General features: G+C 72.0%; 13 protein-coding genes and 1 tRNA gene. 9 read left to right on the forward strand and 5 right to left on the reverse strand.

Features of this window, described 5'->3' with window-relative positions; translation table 11 throughout:
• Positions 1-31 precede the first annotated feature (31 nt).
• Both ACHUEU_RS06700 and ACHUEU_RS06705 read right to left on the reverse strand, forming a co-directional pair.
• On the reverse strand, positions 32-1,696 hold the full coding sequence (locus tag ACHUEU_RS06700) for a DNA repair helicase XPB (protein ID WP_394215131.1): 1,665 nt from the start codon (positions 1,694-1,696) through the stop codon (positions 32-34).
• 94 nt (positions 1,697-1,790) lie between these two features.
• Positions 1,791-2,630, reverse strand: coding sequence for a hypothetical protein (locus ACHUEU_RS06705; RefSeq protein WP_394215132.1), 840 nt, complete (start codon positions 2,628-2,630; stop codon positions 1,791-1,793).
• A gap of 237 nt (positions 2,631-2,867) precedes the next feature.
• Here ACHUEU_RS06705 and gndA point away from each other — a divergent pair, with 237 nt between their 5' ends.
• Entirely contained in the window at positions 2,868-4,331 is a 1,464-nt protein-coding gene (gene gndA / locus ACHUEU_RS06710) for an NADP-dependent phosphogluconate dehydrogenase (RefSeq protein WP_394215133.1), read from the forward strand.
• Positions 4,332-4,400: 69 nt separating this feature from the next.
• On the opposite strand, the gene ACHUEU_RS06715 is transcribed toward gndA, so the two are convergent.
• Positions 4,401-4,664, reverse strand: a complete 264-nt coding sequence (locus tag ACHUEU_RS06715) for a hypothetical protein (protein ID WP_394215134.1) — start codon at positions 4,662-4,664, stop codon at positions 4,401-4,403.
• Between the two features lie 187 nt (positions 4,665-4,851).
• The gene (locus tag ACHUEU_RS06720) at positions 4,852-7,011 is read right to left on the reverse strand and encodes a helicase-associated domain-containing protein (protein WP_394215135.1); all 2,160 of its coding nucleotides are present in this window, start codon (positions 7,009-7,011) and stop codon (positions 4,852-4,854) included.
• A gap of 61 nt (positions 7,012-7,072) precedes the next feature.
• On the opposite strand from ACHUEU_RS06720, the gene ACHUEU_RS06725 reads away from it, so the two are divergent.
• Together ACHUEU_RS06725 and ACHUEU_RS06730 are read left to right on the forward strand one after the other, a co-directional pair.
• Positions 7,073-7,146: transfer RNA gene (locus tag ACHUEU_RS06725), tRNA-Leu, on the forward strand.
• 197 nt (positions 7,147-7,343) lie between these two features.
• A complete protein-coding gene (locus ACHUEU_RS06730; RefSeq protein WP_394215136.1) occupies positions 7,344-8,138 on the forward strand; it encodes a YggS family pyridoxal phosphate-dependent enzyme in 795 nt (264 codons plus the stop codon).
• Positions 8,139-8,174: 36 nt separating this feature from the next.
• Here ACHUEU_RS06730 and ACHUEU_RS06735 read toward each other — a convergent pair whose 3' ends face one another.
• The gene (locus tag ACHUEU_RS06735; protein WP_394215137.1) at positions 8,175-9,284 is read right to left on the reverse strand and encodes an ROK family transcriptional regulator; all 1,110 of its coding nucleotides are present in this window, start codon (positions 9,282-9,284) and stop codon (positions 8,175-8,177) included.
• A 180-nt stretch (positions 9,285-9,464) separates the two neighbouring features.
• Here ACHUEU_RS06735 and ACHUEU_RS06740 point away from each other — a divergent pair, with 180 nt between their 5' ends.
• The 6 genes from ACHUEU_RS06740 (at position 9,465) to ACHUEU_RS06765 (ending at position 15,467) form a co-directional block, all read left to right on the forward strand.
• The gene (locus tag ACHUEU_RS06740) at positions 9,465-10,877 is read left to right on the forward strand and encodes an MFS transporter (protein WP_394215138.1); all 1,413 of its coding nucleotides are present in this window, start codon (positions 9,465-9,467) and stop codon (positions 10,875-10,877) included.
• A 123-nt stretch (positions 10,878-11,000) separates the two neighbouring features.
• Positions 11,001-12,134, forward strand: coding sequence for a trans-sulfuration enzyme family protein (locus ACHUEU_RS06745; protein ID WP_394215139.1), 1,134 nt, complete (start codon positions 11,001-11,003; stop codon positions 12,132-12,134).
• A 50-nt stretch (positions 12,135-12,184) separates the two neighbouring features.
• Entirely contained in the window at positions 12,185-12,997 is an 813-nt protein-coding gene (locus ACHUEU_RS06750) for a transporter substrate-binding domain-containing protein (RefSeq protein WP_394215140.1), read from the forward strand.
• Positions 12,998-13,005: 8 nt separating this feature from the next.
• Positions 13,006-13,668: an amino acid ABC transporter permease gene (locus ACHUEU_RS06755; RefSeq protein WP_394215141.1), complete on the forward strand. Its 663-nt coding sequence runs from the start codon at positions 13,006-13,008 to the stop codon at positions 13,666-13,668.
• Positions 13,658-14,410 (forward strand): amino acid ABC transporter ATP-binding protein, encoded by a 753-nt coding sequence (locus ACHUEU_RS06760; RefSeq protein ID WP_394215142.1) that lies wholly within the window; start codon positions 13,658-13,660, stop codon positions 14,408-14,410. Before ACHUEU_RS06755 ends, ACHUEU_RS06760 begins: the two co-directional genes overlap by 11 nt.
• A 157-nt stretch (positions 14,411-14,567) precedes the next feature.
• On the forward strand, positions 14,568-15,467 hold the full coding sequence (locus tag ACHUEU_RS06765; RefSeq protein ID WP_394215143.1) for a Bax inhibitor-1/YccA family protein: 900 nt from the start codon (positions 14,568-14,570) through the stop codon (positions 15,465-15,467).
• Positions 15,468-15,472: the final 5 nt, after the last annotated feature.

Consider the following 15,472-nt stretch of genomic DNA (forward strand, 5'->3'; position numbering starts at 1 on the left):
AAGGGTGGACCCACCGCCGACGGGGGAGGGCTCAGCGCTCGTCGGCAGGACGCTCCAGCTGTTCCAGCTCCTCCGCGTCCACGATCGTGTAGGCGTACCCCTGCTCGGCGAGGAAGCGCTGGCGGTGGGCCGCGAAGTCCTGGTCCTGGGTATCGCGCATGACCACGGTGTAGAAGTGCGCGGAGCGGCCGTCGGCCTTCGGTCGCAGCAGCCGTCCCAGCCGCTGCGCCTCCTCCTGCCGGGACCCGAACGCGCCGCTGACCTGTACCGCGACCGAGGCCTCGGGGAGGTCGATCGAGAAGTTCGCGACCTTCGAGACGACCAGACGGTCGATCTGACCGGCCCGGAAGGCGTCGAACAGCTCCTGGCGGCGGCGCACCGGGGTCTTCCCGGTGATCAGGTCCGCGCCCAGGCGCTCGGCGATCTCCTCCAGCTGGTCGATGAACTGCCCGATCACGAGCATCGGCTCGCCCTGGTGGCGCTGTGCGATCGTCTGCACGACGTCGATCTTCGCCGGATGGGCGGCGCCCAGGCGGGGCCGGTCCGTGGCCTCCGCCATCGCATAGGTCATCCGGTCCGAGGCCGGCATGGTGGCCCGCACCTCGGTGCAGATCGCGGGGGCGATGTAGCCCTGGGACTCGATGTCCTTCCACGGGGCGTCGTAGCGCTTGGGGCCGATCAGGGAGAACACCTCGCCCTCCCGGCCGTCCTCCCGCACCAGGGTGGCGGTCAGCCCCAGCCGGCGTCGGGCCTGCAGATCCGCGGTCATCCGGAACACGGGAGCCGGCAGCAGATGCACCTCGTCGTAGATGATCAGGCCCCAGTCGCGGGCGCTCATCAGCTCCAGGTGCGGGTGGACGCCGCCTCGCTTCATGGTGAGCACCTGATAGGTCGCGATCGTCACCGGCCGCACCTCCTTGGACGCCCCGGAGTACTCGCCGATCTCCTCCTCCGTGAGGGTGGTGCGGGCCAGCAGCTCGCTCTTCCACTGCCGGGCCGAGACCGTCGAGGTCACCAGGATCAGCGTGGTCCGCTGCATGGCGGCCATCGCGCCGGCGCCCACGAGGGTCTTGCCCGCGCCGCAGGGCAGCACCACCACGCCGCTGCCTCCGTGGCGGAAGCCGTCCACCGCGTCGGCCTGGTAGGGGCGCAGCTGCCAGTCGTCCTCGCGCAGGGAGATCGGATGGGCCTCGCCATCGACGTAGCCGGCATGGTCCTCCGCGGGCCAGCCCACCTTCAGCAGCGCCTGCTTCAGGGCGCCGCGCTCCGAGGGGTGCACCACCACTGTGGTCTCGTCGATCCGGGCGCCGAGCATGCCCTGGATGCGCTTCGCCCGCGACACCTCCTCGAGCACCGGCCGGTCCAGGGCGTGCAGCACGAGGCCGTGGACGGGGTCCGAGAGCAGCTGCAAGCGGCCGTAGCGGTCCATGGTGTCCGCGACGTCGATCAGCAGCGAGTGGGGCACCGGATAGCGGGAATGATCCACCAGCGCCGCGACCACCGATTCCGCGTCGTAGCCGGCGGCGCGCGCGTTCCACAGCCCCAGATCGGTGATGCGGTAGGTGTGCACGTGCTCCGGGGCGCGTTCGAGCTCCGCGAAGGCCGCGATCGCGATCCGGGCGGTCTGCGCGGCGGGGTGGTCGACCTCGAGCAGGAGGGACTTGTCGCTCTGGACGATGAGGGGGCCGTCGGTCATCCTTCCAGGCTACGCGCAGGCGCAGGACGGACGAGGGGCCGGCGGGGTGAGCCGGGACTCGCCCCGTCGGCCCCGCGATCCTGGGGCGGGCGGTTCAGACCGTCGCGGGCTCCGGCAGCCGGCGACCGTTCAGCCGTTCGTACAGCCCGAGCTGGAACAGCATGAGGAACGGCGTGAGCACGAGGAGGGGGATCACGATCGTGGAGGCGATCGAGGTGATGACCATGAGCACCAGGTAGGAGACGATCGCGGTGCCCAGGTTCTCCTTCACCAGCGCGAGGCTCTCCTTCATGGCCGCGACCGGGGTGGCGCCGCGGAGCGCGGCGGGGATCGCGAACAGGAACAGCGCGGCGGCGATCAGGCCCGGGAGGTACAGGAGCAGCGTGCCGAGCAGGACGATCGCGCCGTAGAGCAGCGCGGTGAGCACAACCCGCATCGGGCCGACCATCGCCTGAGTGATCGAGGGCGGGCCGCCCTCGCGGACGATCCCGGCGGCCCGGGCCGCGCCCGACTGCCAGAGCAGGGCGAACGGCATCAGCAGCAGCATCGCGACGAGGAAGACCCCGTAGAAGGCCAGCATGCCGGCGAGCTCGTCGGAGTCCGACACGTCCGGGCCACCCAGGAACGCGAACATCGCGAAGAAGCCGCCGACGACGCCGCCGCCGACGATCAGCAGCGAGACCACGCAGTAGATGAGCCCGCTGACCAGGTACGTCACCGGGTTCCACAGCAGGGCCCGGCCGGCGAAGGAGAGCGCTGCGCCGAGGTCGGCGCCGAGGTCGCTCCCGGGGACGGGCCCGGAGCCGGGCGTCCGCGCGGGCCCGGCGGGGTCCAGGTCGTCCCCACCGCCCTGCGGCGCGGAGGAGGGCCGGCCCCACTCGACCTGCGCTGCGGGCGAGGGCGGTGAGGAGGGATCGTGCGGGGGAAGGGTCATCTGCTGCATCTCTCCGGAGGTCGCAGGCGGACGGGACGGCCCCACGGTACGTCGACGGGAAGGATCCCTGAGACGTCGGACGGGGGCCTCGCGGTCCCGCCGACACGGCAAGCACTGGCACGCGCAGCAGTCAGCGCGCGGTGTTCATTAGGATGGTCGACGATGGGCCGGGCCCCGCCCGCCGAGCGTCTCGGTGCTGCGGCCCTGCTCGACAGTCACCCGACCTGAGGAGAACCCATGGCCAGCTTCGCTCCGTCCCCCGCCGATTCCGCGGACATCGGTGTCACCGGAATGGCGGTGATGGGCTCCAACCTGGCGCGCAACCTCGCCCGCAACGGCTTCAAGGTCGCGATCCACAACCGCAGCGTCGGCAAGACCGAGGCCGTCATCGCCGAGCACGGCACCGACGGCGAGTTCTTCCCCTCGGAATCGATGGAGGACTTCGTCGCCTCTCTGCAGAAGCCCCGCGCGGCGATCATCATGGTCAAGGCCGGTGGCCCCACCGACGCCGTGATCGACGAGCTCGCGGGCCTGATGGACGAGGGCGACATCATCGTCGACGCCGGCAACGCCCTGTTCACCGATACCCGCCGCCGTGAGGCCGCGCTGCGGGAGAAGGGCCTGCACTTCGTGGGCGTCGGCGTCTCCGGTGGCGAGGAGGGCGCGCTGAACGGCCCCTCGATCATGCCCGGCGGCACCAAGGCCTCCTACGACCGCCTCGGCCCCATGCTCGAGACGATCTCCGCCAAGGCCGAGGACGGCGAGCCCTGCTGCACCCATGTCGGTGCGGACGGGGCCGGGCATTTCGTCAAGATGGTCCACAACGGCATCGAGTACGCGGACATGCAGGTCATCTCCGAGGCCTACGACATGATGTCCAAGGCCCTGAGCATGGACGCCTCCGCCATCGGTGACGTCTTCGACGAGTGGAACAAGGGCGATCTGGAGTCCTTCCTCATCGAGATCACCGCTACGGTGCTCCACCACACCGACGCCACCTCCGGCAAGCCCTTCGTCGACGTCGTCCTGGACCAGGCCGCTCAGAAGGGCACCGGCGCCTGGACCGTGAAGACCGCGCTGGACCTGGGCGTCCCGGTCACCGGCATCGCCGAGGCCACCTTCGCCCGCTCCATCTCCGGCGGCACCCCGCAGCGCGAGGCCGCACGCGGCGTTCTGCCCGGCGCGGAGCAGACGCTCGAGATCGCCGATCCCGCGCAGTTCATCGACGACCTCCAGAAGGCGCTCTACGCCGCGAAGCTGGTCTCCTACTCGCAGGGCTTCGACGAGATCGCCGCCGGTGCCGACGAGTTCGGCTGGGACATCGACCTCGGCGACATGGCGAAGATCTGGCGTGAGGGCTGCATCATCCGGGCCCGTTTCCTCGACCGGATCACCGAGGCCTACGCGCGCAACCCGAAGCTCTCGCTGCTGCTGAGCGACGAGTACTTCACCACCGAGATCGCCAAGTGCATCCCGGCCTGGCGCCGCATCGTGGCCTTCGCGGCCGCGAGCGGCTACCCGGTCCCGGTGTTCGCCGCGACCCTGTCCTACTACGACTCGGTGCGCGCCGAGCGTCTCCCGGCCGCCCTGGTGCAGGCCCAGCGCGACTACTTCGGTGCGCACACCTACCAGCGCGTCGACGCCGAGGGCACTTTCCACGTGGAGTGGACCGAGGACCGCCGCGAGACCAAGCAGGACTGACCGGCCCCTGCATACGCCGAAGGCCCCGGACCAGCGCGGTCCGGGGCCTTCAGTCATCGGGAAAGCGGCTCACATCCCGGTGGCCGCACCCATCACGCCGAGCAGAATGCTGCCGACGAAGAGCAGGACATAGAGGGCCAGCACGATGATCGTGATGATCATCGCCCACTTCGTGAACTTCTGTGCCGTCTCCGGCTCGGTGTCGGCCTTGAGGTAGCCGAGCAGTCCGAAGACGCCGGCGATGACGCCGCCGCAGATGAAGCCGACGATCGTCCAGATCAGCGCCTTCTTCTTGATGCCTTCGATGTCGTAGCCCGAGGTGGGTGAGGTCATGGGAATCCCCTTCGTCCTGATGGTCTGAGCGCAGGGCCCGCGAGTGGGCCCCTGTCCAGGTCGGGTGCTGTCGCGCGTTCGGCGGTCCGCGCGCTCCCCGACCTGACGAGCGAAATACTACGTGGACCAGGGGGTCCCTGCCATGGGGAGGACTCCCCATGGCGTGTCCGTGACCTGAGGTGATGGATCAGCCGAGCGTCACCCGGTGGACCAGCACCGTGAACTCCTCGTCGCGTCCGGCCTCGCGGGCCCGCAGCCTTCCTCCCTCGAGGGAGAGCGGCTGGGCCTGCGTGACCACCACGCCGCCGCGCCCGTCGACGATGCCGAGCGGGATCTGGTCGCTGCGGGCGATCGCGTCCAGCAGCCGATCGGTGACGGAGAGGTCGGCGCCGCCCTCCTCCGCGGCCCGGAGCCGGGCGACCGCCTCGGCCGCGGGCACTCGGAGCTCGGGTCCCTCGATGGTCACCAGATCAGGTTCCACCGGACCACCGCGGAGGGAATGGGTCAGCTCCTCCGCCACGGGACGGCCGTCGGGCCCCACGGCCTGCGGGGACAGGCCCGCCTGACGGGACACCTGGAGCGCGAAACCCGGATCCGAGAGGGTGACGGCGACCGTGGGGGCGAGTCGGTGCAGTCCGAGGGCGGCCGCCTCGGGCGCGACCTGCAGCAGATCGAGCACCTCCGCCTCCGCAGTGAGCACGGTGGTGGCCCGGGAGACCTGGACGCGGCCGTGGCGCCGCTGCTCATCGCGCAGCAGATAGGTCAGCGACTGCGGGACGGGGGAGCGGGAGACCTCCGCCAGCAGCGCCAGCAGCACCTCGCCGTCGCGGCCGTCCGCGAGCGCACGACGCACGGAGGCCGTGGTGAAGCGCAGGGTGAGCGCCCCGCCGCGGGAGACCATCTCCGTCCAGTCCAGCAGTGACAGCAGGGACTCGGCGGGCCGCCCCGGGACCACGACGGTGAGATCGGCATCCAGCAGCACCTCCGCCACCGGCGGCGGAGCGGCCTCCCGGAGCGCGGCGGCGAGCCGGTCATCGGCGCGGGTGATCTCCTCGTCCAGGGCGAGGACCAGTTCCTGACCGAGCACGGTGAGGGCTCCGCCGTCGAGCACGCCGAGCGCCTCGCCCTCGAGCAGCAGGGCAGCGGTCTCCTCGCGGATCACCTCGGCGGGGACCAGCGGGAACGCCCAGGCGAGCGCGGCGGCGAGGGAGTCCTCGGTCGCGTCGACGGTGGGGGAGGTGCGCAGCAGGCGCAGCAGGCTGCCGCGCCGGGTGCGCACCCCGTCGCGGCGGGTGAGGTCCGAGAGCAGGGAGCGCCCGGTGCCGGAGGGGTCCGGGGTGCCGACCACCGCGGCCACGTGGTGGCCGCGGGCCCAGGCCAGCACCAGCTCGGCCCAGCGCTGCTCGGCGGTCAGCTGCCGGTGGGCGTCCCAGTCCTTGGTGGGATGCCATTCCTGGCCGTCGTGCCCGATCAGCCCCGCCTGCCAGGCGGACTGCAGCACGGTCGCCAGGACCGGCACGGCGGTGCCGGCCCGTTCGGCCAGGCGTCGTAGATCCCGCTGCGGCAGGCCGCCGCGGCGCAGCACCCCGGGCGGGTCCTCGTCGAAGCCGCGCACCGTGCTCAGCAGGCGCAGCGCCTCGAAGGCGTGCTCGACGGCCTGGGCGGTGCGGGAGCCGGGGACCCGCTCCGTGCGCTCGGGGCCGGTCGGGGCGGGGCGCCGGGCGGCATGGGTGCGGCGCACCCGCCCGTCGCGCAGGGCGAGGTGGATCGGGCGGGGGAGGTGCAGCTCCTCGCCGTCGGCGACCACGATGCCGGCGGCCCGCAGATCCCGGGCGAGCCGGCCGTGCCCGGTGACGATGCTGGGGCCCCAGGCGAGTGCCTCGAGCGCCTCGGGATGCTCCCTCCTCGCCCGCTGCACGCGCTGGCGCGCCTCCTCGGCCGAGGGATCCTCGGGCGAGGGCGGCGCGAGTCCCGCGGGGCTGCGCAGTCCGTCGCGCAGCGGCCGGATCAGGGACAGCTCGTCCTCGCCCCAGACCACCGCGAGGGTGATCAGCCGTTCGAGGGCGGGGGCGATCGTCGCCGCGTCCGAGGAGACGGCGGCGGCCAGCTGCGAGGGGGAGCTGCCGTCCTCGAGGACGGCGAGAGCCTCCACCAGGTGCAGCTCGGGCAGGGTCAGCGCCTCCAGCGCGCGACGGGCGGAGGTGGCGCCCCCGGCACGGGCGGCGAGCGGGCCGATCCCGCGGGGAAGGGGCGAGGCGAGATCCGGTCGGGCGACGAGCAGGGCCTCGAGCCGGTCGTCGCCGAACCGTCGCAGGGAGTCCGCGAGGGACCGGATCACAGCGGTCATGATGTATTCCAGCATAGGCTGACCCGCTGTGAGAAGCTGCGGTGCGTCCGCGCCGCTCCACGCCCCCATAGCCCAATCGGCAGAGGCGGCCGACTTAAAATCGGCGCAGTGTGGGTTCGAGTCCCACTGGGGGCACTGGGGGCACTGCTGGCGGCGCCACTGGGGCACCAGCGCCAGCGGCTCGTCGGATAGCGGCGCGGGAGCGACCTGTATGCCATATCTGCCGTAGTCCTTGCCAGGGCGCCCGTCCCCGACCAGCCCGTCCCCGACCCTCGGCACGGGGCGCGCGAGCGGCGCACGGGGAGGGGTCAACATCGGCCACAATGGTGGGCATGACCTCCCCTGCCGACGACTCCGTCTCTGCCGACGACACCGTCTCTGCCGACGACACTGCCCTGGCGAACGAGCACCGCCAGCAGCTCGCGGCCCGCCTCGACGAGGTGCTCGCGCGGATCGACGCCGCCGCTGCCCGCGTGGGCCGCGACGGCCGCGGGATCACCGTGCTGCTGGCCACCAAGACCCGCTCCCCGGCGGAGATCGCCGTGGCGGTCGAGCTGCTGCGCGAGCGGGAGCGCCCGGTCGCGGTGGGGGAGAACCGTGCCCAGGAGATCGCCAAGCACGCCGAGGCGCTGCTGGCGGACAACGGCGTGCCCCGCCACTTCATCGGCCGCCTGCAGTCCAACAAGGCCCGGGACGTGGTGGCCTTCGCGGAGACGATCCACAGCGTGGACCGGGAGGGCATCGCCGATGCGCTCGAGCGCCGCGCCGAGACGGCCGGACTGCGGCGGGACGTGCTGGTGCAGGTCAACACCTCCGGGGAGCAGTCCAAGGGCGGGTTCGCCCCCACCGTGGAGGCGATCGCCCCGATCGTGGAGCGGTTGCGGGCCAGCACCGCGCTGCGGCCCGTCGGTCTGATGACCATCGGGGCCAACAGCAACGACGCCGTGGCCGTCCGGGCGTCGCTGCACCTGCTGCGGGAGCTGCGGGACGGCGTGCGCGAGCAGCTCGGCGCCGAGGAGCTCACCGAGCTGTCGATGGGCATGAGCGGCGATCTCGAGATCGCGGTCGAGGAGGGCGCGACGATCGTCCGGGTCGGGTCGGCGATCTTCGGCGCCCGCCCCGCCTGAGCGCCGGATCGGCGGCGCACCGGACCGGCCGGGCGCTCAGCCCGTCTCGGGCCCCACCAGCGCGGTCGGCAGCCCGTACTCGTGCTCGAGCACCTGGCAGGCGGCGCCGGCCGCGATCAGGTCGATGCCGCGGGTGGACAGCAGCACCTCGACGTGGAGCCTGGCCTCGGCGCGCAGCCCCTCGTCGAGCGCCCGACGGACCGCCTCCATCGTCACCCGGTGGTGCGCGTAGACGGCGCGGCCGCCGAGCACCACCCGGTCCACGTCGACCAGCCGCACCAGATCCAGCACCACGGTGGCGAGCACCCGGGCGGCGCGCTCCAGATCGTCGGCCTCGAGGGCGGCGAGGTACTCGGCCTGGGCGCAGCCGCGGCGCCCGCAGGGACAGGGCAGTCCGTCCATCCGCACCACCGTGTGCCCGATCTCCCCGGCCTGCGCGTGGGCACCGCGCACGATCGCGCCGTCCAGGCGCAGGCTCGCACCCAGTCCCTCCTCGGCGAGCACCAGGGCGGCGTTGTCCAGCAGGCCCGGCTGGGACCAGCTCTCGCCGACCAGCGCCGCCCGGGAGTCGTGGTCGAGATGGACCGGCAGCGCGAGCTCCGCGAGCAGCAGGGCGCGGATCGGCGCGCCCCGCCAGGCATCGGCCGAGGAGGCCGAGCCGCCGAAGACGCCCTCGACGGGATCGACCGGCCCCGGCATCCCGACGCCCACGCCCAGCAGCTCCCCCCGGCCGTGGTGGGCGAGCTCCCGGGCCATCCCGGCGAGGTCCGCGATCAGCGCGGGCACCGGCCGGGCGCGGTCGATCCCGATGCTGCGGCGGTCCAGCACCTGCCCCGTGAGGTCCGCCACCACTCCGTGCAGCCGGGACCGGGTCAAGTGCAGACCGATCGCCCGCCGGGACTCGGGAACGATCCGGTACAGGGTGGTGGGCTTGCCCGGCCCGGAGGAGAAGGAGCCGCTCTCGGCCATCAGTCCACGGTCCATCAGCCGGGTGAGGATCTTCGAGATCGCCTGCGGCGTGACCTGCAGGGCGTCGGCCAGGCCGGTGCGGGCGACGGGTTCGCCGCGCCGGGCGACGGCGAGCACGGCGGCGTCATGGGCGCCTGCCACGCGGTCCAGCGGTCCGGTCGGTCTCACGGCGCTCATCCTCGCACGGCACCGGATCGCAGGGCCGCGCTCCGGGTTCGGGACGGCGGGTCCCGGAGCCCGTGTGACGAGGAACCGCTCCCGCACTCCCTTGACGTAACGCAACAGCGTTGGCTTATTGTGGCTCCTCGGTCGACGACGCCCTCCTGACCCTGCACCTCCGATCGTCGAGGACCTCCCATGACGCTCCACGCCGCTTCCCGCCCGGCCCCGCCGCCCGAGTCGACCCCGACCTCCGCCCAGGTCGCGGAGCCCGCCCCGCACGAGCTCTCCGCTTCTCGCCGCACCCTCGCCCTGCTCGCCCTCGCCCTCGGCGGGGTGGGCATCGGGGCCTCCGAGTTCGCCACCATGGGTCTGCTGCCCGGGATCGCGGACGGGCTGCTGGGCCCGCAGATGGCCGCCGACCCCGAGGCGGGCATCGCCCGGGCCGGCGGGCTGATCACCGCGTACGCCCTCGGCGTGGTGGTCGGCGCGCCGGTGCTCGCGCTGCTGTCGGTGCGCTGGAGCCGGACCTCGATGATCACCGCGCTGGCCATCGCGCTCGCCGCCGGGACCGTGCTGTCCGCGCTGATGCCCACCTTCGAGCTCACCCTGGCCGCCCGCTTCCTCGCCGGGGTGCCGCACGGCGCCTACTTCGGGGTCGCCTCGCTGCTGGCCGCCTCCCTGATGGGGCCCGGCAGTCAGGGCAAGGGCGTGGCCGTGGCGCTGTCCGGACTGACCGTCGCGAACCTCGTCGGGGTCCCGCTGATGACCGCCCTCGGCCAGGTCGCGGGGTGGCGCGCCGTGTACCTGGTGATCGCCGGGATCTTCCTGGCCACCGTGCTGGCCCTGCGGTGGGCCCTGCCGCCGCAGCTCGCCGTCCCGGGGCGCCGCGCGGTCGACGAGCTGCTCGCCCTGCGCCGCGTGCAGCTGTGGATCGTCATGGCCATCGCGGCGGTGGGATTCGCCGGCGGCTTCGCCGTGTTCAGCTACGTCGCCGACATCACCACGCAGGTCTCCGGCGCCTCGGCGAGCGTGGTGCCGTGGGTGCTCGCCGCGGCCGGGCTGGGCATGACGCTCGGCAACATCCTCGGCGGGATCGCCACCGACCGCTCCCTGCGGGGCACCCTGCTGCTGGGCTTCCCGCTCTACATCGCCGCACTGGTCGGGCTGTTCCTCGCGGCCCCTGGCTCGCTGGCCGGCCTGCTGATCGGCTTCTTCGCCGTCAACACGGCCAGCTCGGCGCTGAGCCCGGCGCTGCAGACCTGGCTGATCCGGGTGGCGCACCGCTCCGAGGTGCTCGGCGCCTCCCTGAACCACGCCGCCTTCAACGTCGCCAATGCGCTCGGTGCCGCCCTCGGCGGCGCGGTGATCGCCGGAGGCCTCGGCTTCCGGGCTCCGATGGTGGTCGCGATCGTGCTGGCGAGCACCGGGTTCGTCCTGGTCGGTGCGACCCTGGTGGCGCTGCAGCTGCGGTCCCGGCGCACCCTGGCCGTGCTGCGCGAGCATGAGGGCACCTACACCGGTTCGATCCCGGTGGTGGCGTCGGGGCAGTCCGAGGATGCCGCAGATCTCGAGCGGGCGGAGCTCGTCGACGCGGGCCTCACGCATTAGGTGGCCTTTTGATGCCTGCTCCTATGGCTTATGTGTCACATCTGTTCATCGAAACGCCTGGGCGGGACGGACCGTGACCTAGGGTGGCGCTCGACCACCGATCCGAGGAGTCGAGGAGCCGCCGTGCACATCCAGACCGCCGCCGTGCACACCCTGAGGGGATTCGAGCATGGAGCCGTGGTCCCGCCGGTGCACCTCGCCTCCACCTTCGAGCTGGATCCCGCCACCGACAGCGGCGGCTACGCCTACCAGCGCGGCGCGAACCCCACCCGCGCCCAGCTCGAGACCGTGCTGGCCGCCCTCGACGGCGCGGAGCACGGCTTCGCCTTCGCCTCGGGGATGGCGGCCACCGCGGCGACCCTGTCGACCCTGGTCGTCGGGGATGAGGTGCTGCTGCCCGCGAGCGTCTACGGCGGGACCTACCGCTTGGTGGACCTGGTGCTGCCCGGCCGCGGTGTCACCGGTCGCTTCGTCGACGACCTCGGCACGCTCACCGATGAGGACTTCGGTCCCAGCACCCGGGCGGTCTTCGTCGAGACGCCCGCCAACCCCACGCTGCGGATCACCGATCTGCGACGCATCGTCGAGCTCGCGCACCGCCACGGGGCGCTGGTGATCGTCGACAACACCTTCATGTCGCCGGTGCTGCAGCGGCCCCTCGAGCTGGGGGTCGACGTCGTCGTGCAGTCCGCGACCAAGTACCTCGCCGGGCACTCGGACCTGCTGGCCGGTGCCATCACCACGAACGACGATGCGCTCGCCGAGGCGTTCGCGCTGGCGCAGAAGGCGCAGGGCGGGGTCCTGGCCCCGCAGGACTCCTTCCGGCTGATCCAGTCGATCAAGACCCTGCCGCTGCGGCTCGAGCGGCAGCAGACCAATGCCGAGGCGATCGTCGCGCACCTGCGCGACCGGGCGGACGTCGCCCAGGTCTGGTACCCCGGCTCCCACAGCGAGGAGGAGGCGCGCATCCATGCCTCCCAGGCCGCCGGCATGGGCGCGGTGCTCTCCTTCGAGCTGGCCGGGGGACTGGACCGCGTCGCCTTCCTCCAGGCGCTGCGCTATCCCGCCTACGCGGTGAGCCTCGGCGGGGTCGAGACCCTGATCTGCCGCCCGGCCACGATGACGCATGAGGCCATGACCGACCGGGCGCGGGTCGCGGCCGGGATCACCCCCGAGATGCTGCGTCTGAGCGTCGGCATCGAGGACCTCCAGGACCTGCTCGACGATCTCGACCAGGCACTGGCCGCCGCCCGCTGAGCCCGTCGCACGCTTTCTTCGCCCGTCCGACCACGCATGAGGAGCATTCCATGGCCATCTCTCCACGCCCCAGCCGTCGCCTCGCCCTGGCTCTCGGCGGCCTCTCGATCGCCGGCTTCCTGGCCGCCTGCGGCTCCGATGGCGAGGGCGGCGAGGACGTCCTGACCCGCATCCAGGAGGACGGGACGATCCGGATCGGCCTCGAGGGCACCTACCGCCCCTACGCCTTCCACGACGAGACCGGCGCACTGGTCGGCTTCGAGAAGGAGATCGCCGATGCGATCGCCGCGGGGCTCGGCGTCGAGCCCGAGTACATCGAGACCGAATGGGACTCGCTCATCGCCGGTCTCGACGTGGACCGTTACGACCTGGTCATCAACAATGTGGGCATCACCCCGGAACGACAGGAGAAGTACGCCTTCTCCGAGCCGTACGCCCGCTCGATCGGCCGCATCGCGGTGCCGGAGGACTCCGAGCTGCAGACCCTGGAGGACCTCGAGGGCGTGCGTGCCGCACAGTCAGCGACCAGCAACTGGGCCGCGCAGATGGAGGAGGTCGGCGCCGAGATCGTCCCCGTGCAGGGCTTCGCCGAGGCGATCGAGCTGGTGCTCCAGGGGCGGGTCGATGCGACCGCGAACGATGTCATCTCCTTCCGGACCTACCAGGACGAGCATCCTGACGCGGCCTTCCGCCTGCTGGATGCCGAGCTGCCCACGGACGTCACCGTCGGCGTGATCCTGCAGAAGGGCCAGGAGTCCCTGCTGGCCGCGGTCAACGAGATCCTGGCCGAGATGAAGTCCGACGGTTCCCTGACCGCCATCTACCAGGAGTGGGTGGGCCAGGACATCACCCCCGAGGGCTGAGGACCTCGATGCCCGACGTCCTCACCCTCTGGATCCAGTCCCTCCCGCGGCTGCTGACAGCCCTGGTGCAGATGACGGTCCCGCTGTCGCTGCTGTCCTTCGCGATCGCGCTGGTGATCGCGGTGGTGGTGGCGCTGGGGCGGCTGTACTCCCCAGCGCCGCTGAAAGCGCTGGCATGGGGGTACGTGCAGGTGTTCCGCGGCACGCCGCTGGTGGTGCAGCTGTTCATCGTCTACTTCGGCCTGCCCAGCGTGGGCATCCAGCTGGCCGCGTTCCCCGCGGCGGTGGTCACGCTCGCGCTGAACACCGGGGCCTACGCCTCCGAGGCGGTCCGCGCCTCGATCCTCTCGATCCCGCGCGGACAGTTCGAGGCCGCCCAGTCGCTGAACCTCACGCGAGCGGCCACCTTCCGCAGGGTGGTCGCCCCGCAGGCCATGCGGATCGTGCTGCCCCCGCTCGCCAACGACTTCATCGACCTCGTCAAGGGCACCAGCCTGGTGTTCGCGATCACGCTGATCGATGTCTTCCAGGTGGGCCGGCAGATCGCGGCGACCACCTACGAGCCGCTCATCATGTACGTCGAGGTCGCGCTGATCTATCTGGCGCTGGTCTCTCTGCTCAGCCTCGGACAGAACCAGCTGGAGAAGAAGGTGTCCGCCCATGTCCGCTGACGATCCGCTGCGAGTGCGCGGGCTGCGCAAGACCTTCGGCGACCTGGTCGCCCTCGACGACGTCTCGCTGGACGTCGAGCGCGGCACCACCTCCGTGCTCCTGGGCCCTTCCGGATCCGGCAAGTCCACGCTGCTGCGCTGCCTGAACCTGCTCGAGAAGCCCGACGCGGGCACGATCGATCTGGGGGAGGGGCCGATCGGGGTGGGTGGGAAGCTGAGCACCGCCCAGGTGCGGGCGATCCGTTCTCGCTCCACCATGGTGTTCCAGCAGTTCAATCTCTTCCCCCACCTCACCGCGCTCGGCAACGTCACCCTCGCCCCGCGGGAGAACCGCGGCCTGTCCCGGCAGGAGGCGGAGCAGCGGGGCCGGGAGATGCTCTCGAAGGTGGGGCTCGCGGACAAGGTCGACGCCTATCCCGACCGTCTCTCCGGTGGTCAGCAGCAGCGGGTCGCGATCGCCCGGTCCCTGGCCATGGACCCCGACTTCCTGCTCTTCGATGAGCCGACCTCCGCACTGGACCCGGAGCTCGCCGCCGAGGTGGTCGCGGTGCTCTCGAACCTCGCAGCCGAGCACCGCACCCTGGTGGTCGTCACCCATTCCCTGGCCTTCGCCCGGCAGGTCGCGGACCGGGTGCTGTTCCTCGAGGGCGGGAAGATCCTGCAGGACGGCACGCCCACGGAGTTCTTCTCGAGCCAGGACGAGCGGCTGCGCCGCTTCCGTGAGGTCATCAGCTCGGTCTGAGCCCCCTGCGCTCTGTCCCGGGGCCGCGCCGCGCGCTTCGCCCAGAGCAGAGCGCGCACCCAGCCGGGTCTCGGGATCCGACGGTAGGATGCCGGGGTCGGTCCACGGTCGCCCCACGGCGTCCGTCCCGGACCCCCGATCCCACGTGAGGAGCCACATGGCACGCCACAACATCGTGTTCGGCCGCGATCAGTCCGTGCGGGGCGGCGCGAACCACCACGCCCCCCAGTTCGGCCAGAGCGCTCAGGCCGCCCCTGCCCGGGACACCCAGTGGTCCTCGGGCTTCGCCGCGCAGGGGGTGCAGCAGGGTGACTCGCTCGAGGCGCTCTACGCCCGCCCTTCCGCGACCGGTCACGACACCGGCCGGATGACGATGCGCGACGCGCTGAACGCGATCACCGCGACCCTCGGCATCATCGTCGTGGTCGGCTTCGCGGTCGCCATCCTCCCCTACGCGCTGGCCCTCGTGGCCGGCGAGGCCGGAGCCCAGGCAGGCCTGGCGATCACCGGTGTCGCCACCGTGGTCGGTGTGATCGGCGGCCTGGTCGCCGCCCTGGTCAACATCTTCAAGAAGCAGCCCTCGCCGATCGCGGTGATCGCCTACGCCGGCTTCGAGGGCCTGTTCCTCGGCGGCATCAGCGGCAGCCTGGAGTACTTCTTCCCGGGGATCGCACTGCAGGCCGTGGTGGGCACGCTCGCCGTCGCCGGCACCGTGCTGGTGCTGTTCCGCATGGGGGTGCTGCGCACCTCGCCGCGCCTGAACAAGATCTTCTTCGTCGCGATGATCGCGTACCTGCTGTTCGGACTGGTCAACATCGGGATGATGCTGATGACCGGCACGAACCTGCGCGACGGGGTGCTGGGCCTGGCCATCGGCGGTCTCGCCGTGGTGATGGCCTCCTACTCGCTGGTGATGGACTTCGAGGACGTCCAGCACGCGACCGAGGCCGGGGTCCCGCGCAAGTACGCCTGGCGCGTCGCCTTCGGGCTCGCGGTCACCATGGTGTGGATGTACATCGAGATCCTGCGGATCCTCGCGATCCTGCGCGGGGACTGACCTGC

The organism is Brachybacterium vulturis (assembly GCF_043641765.1).
GTDB lineage: Bacteria > Actinomycetota > Actinomycetes > Actinomycetales > Dermabacteraceae > Brachybacterium > Brachybacterium vulturis_A.

What these genes read in the sequence shown, in the direction of transcription:
- ACHUEU_RS06705 (WP_394215132.1), bottom strand. Translation starts at nt 2,630, where the DNA reads ATGACCCTTCCCCCGCACGATCCCTCCTCACCGCCCTCGCCCGCAGCG.
- ACHUEU_RS06740 (WP_394215138.1), top strand. Translation starts at nt 9,465, where the DNA reads ATGACGCTCCACGCCGCTTCCCGCCCGGCCCCGCCGCCCGAGTCGACC.
- ACHUEU_RS06765 (WP_394215143.1), top strand. Translation starts at nt 14,568, where the DNA reads ATGGCACGCCACAACATCGTGTTCGGCCGCGATCAGTCCGTGCGGGGC.
- ACHUEU_RS06735 (WP_394215137.1), bottom strand. Translation starts at nt 9,284, where the DNA reads ATGAGCGCCGTGAGACCGACCGGACCGCTGGACCGCGTGGCAGGCGCC.
- gndA (WP_394215133.1), top strand. Translation starts at nt 2,868, where the DNA reads ATGGCCAGCTTCGCTCCGTCCCCCGCCGATTCCGCGGACATCGGTGTC.
- ACHUEU_RS06730 (WP_394215136.1), top strand. Translation starts at nt 7,344, where the DNA reads ATGACCTCCCCTGCCGACGACTCCGTCTCTGCCGACGACACCGTCTCT.
- ACHUEU_RS06750 (WP_394215140.1), top strand. Translation starts at nt 12,185, where the DNA reads ATGGCCATCTCTCCACGCCCCAGCCGTCGCCTCGCCCTGGCTCTCGGC.
- ACHUEU_RS06755 (WP_394215141.1), top strand. Translation starts at nt 13,006, where the DNA reads ATGCCCGACGTCCTCACCCTCTGGATCCAGTCCCTCCCGCGGCTGCTG.
- ACHUEU_RS06760 (WP_394215142.1), top strand. Translation starts at nt 13,658, where the DNA reads ATGTCCGCTGACGATCCGCTGCGAGTGCGCGGGCTGCGCAAGACCTTC.
- ACHUEU_RS06720 (WP_394215135.1), bottom strand. Translation starts at nt 7,011, where the DNA reads ATGACCGCTGTGATCCGGTCCCTCGCGGACTCCCTGCGACGGTTCGGC.
- ACHUEU_RS06700 (WP_394215131.1), bottom strand. Translation starts at nt 1,696, where the DNA reads ATGACCGACGGCCCCCTCATCGTCCAGAGCGACAAGTCCCTCCTGCTC.
- ACHUEU_RS06715 (WP_394215134.1), bottom strand. Translation starts at nt 4,664, where the DNA reads ATGACCTCACCCACCTCGGGCTACGACATCGAAGGCATCAAGAAGAAG.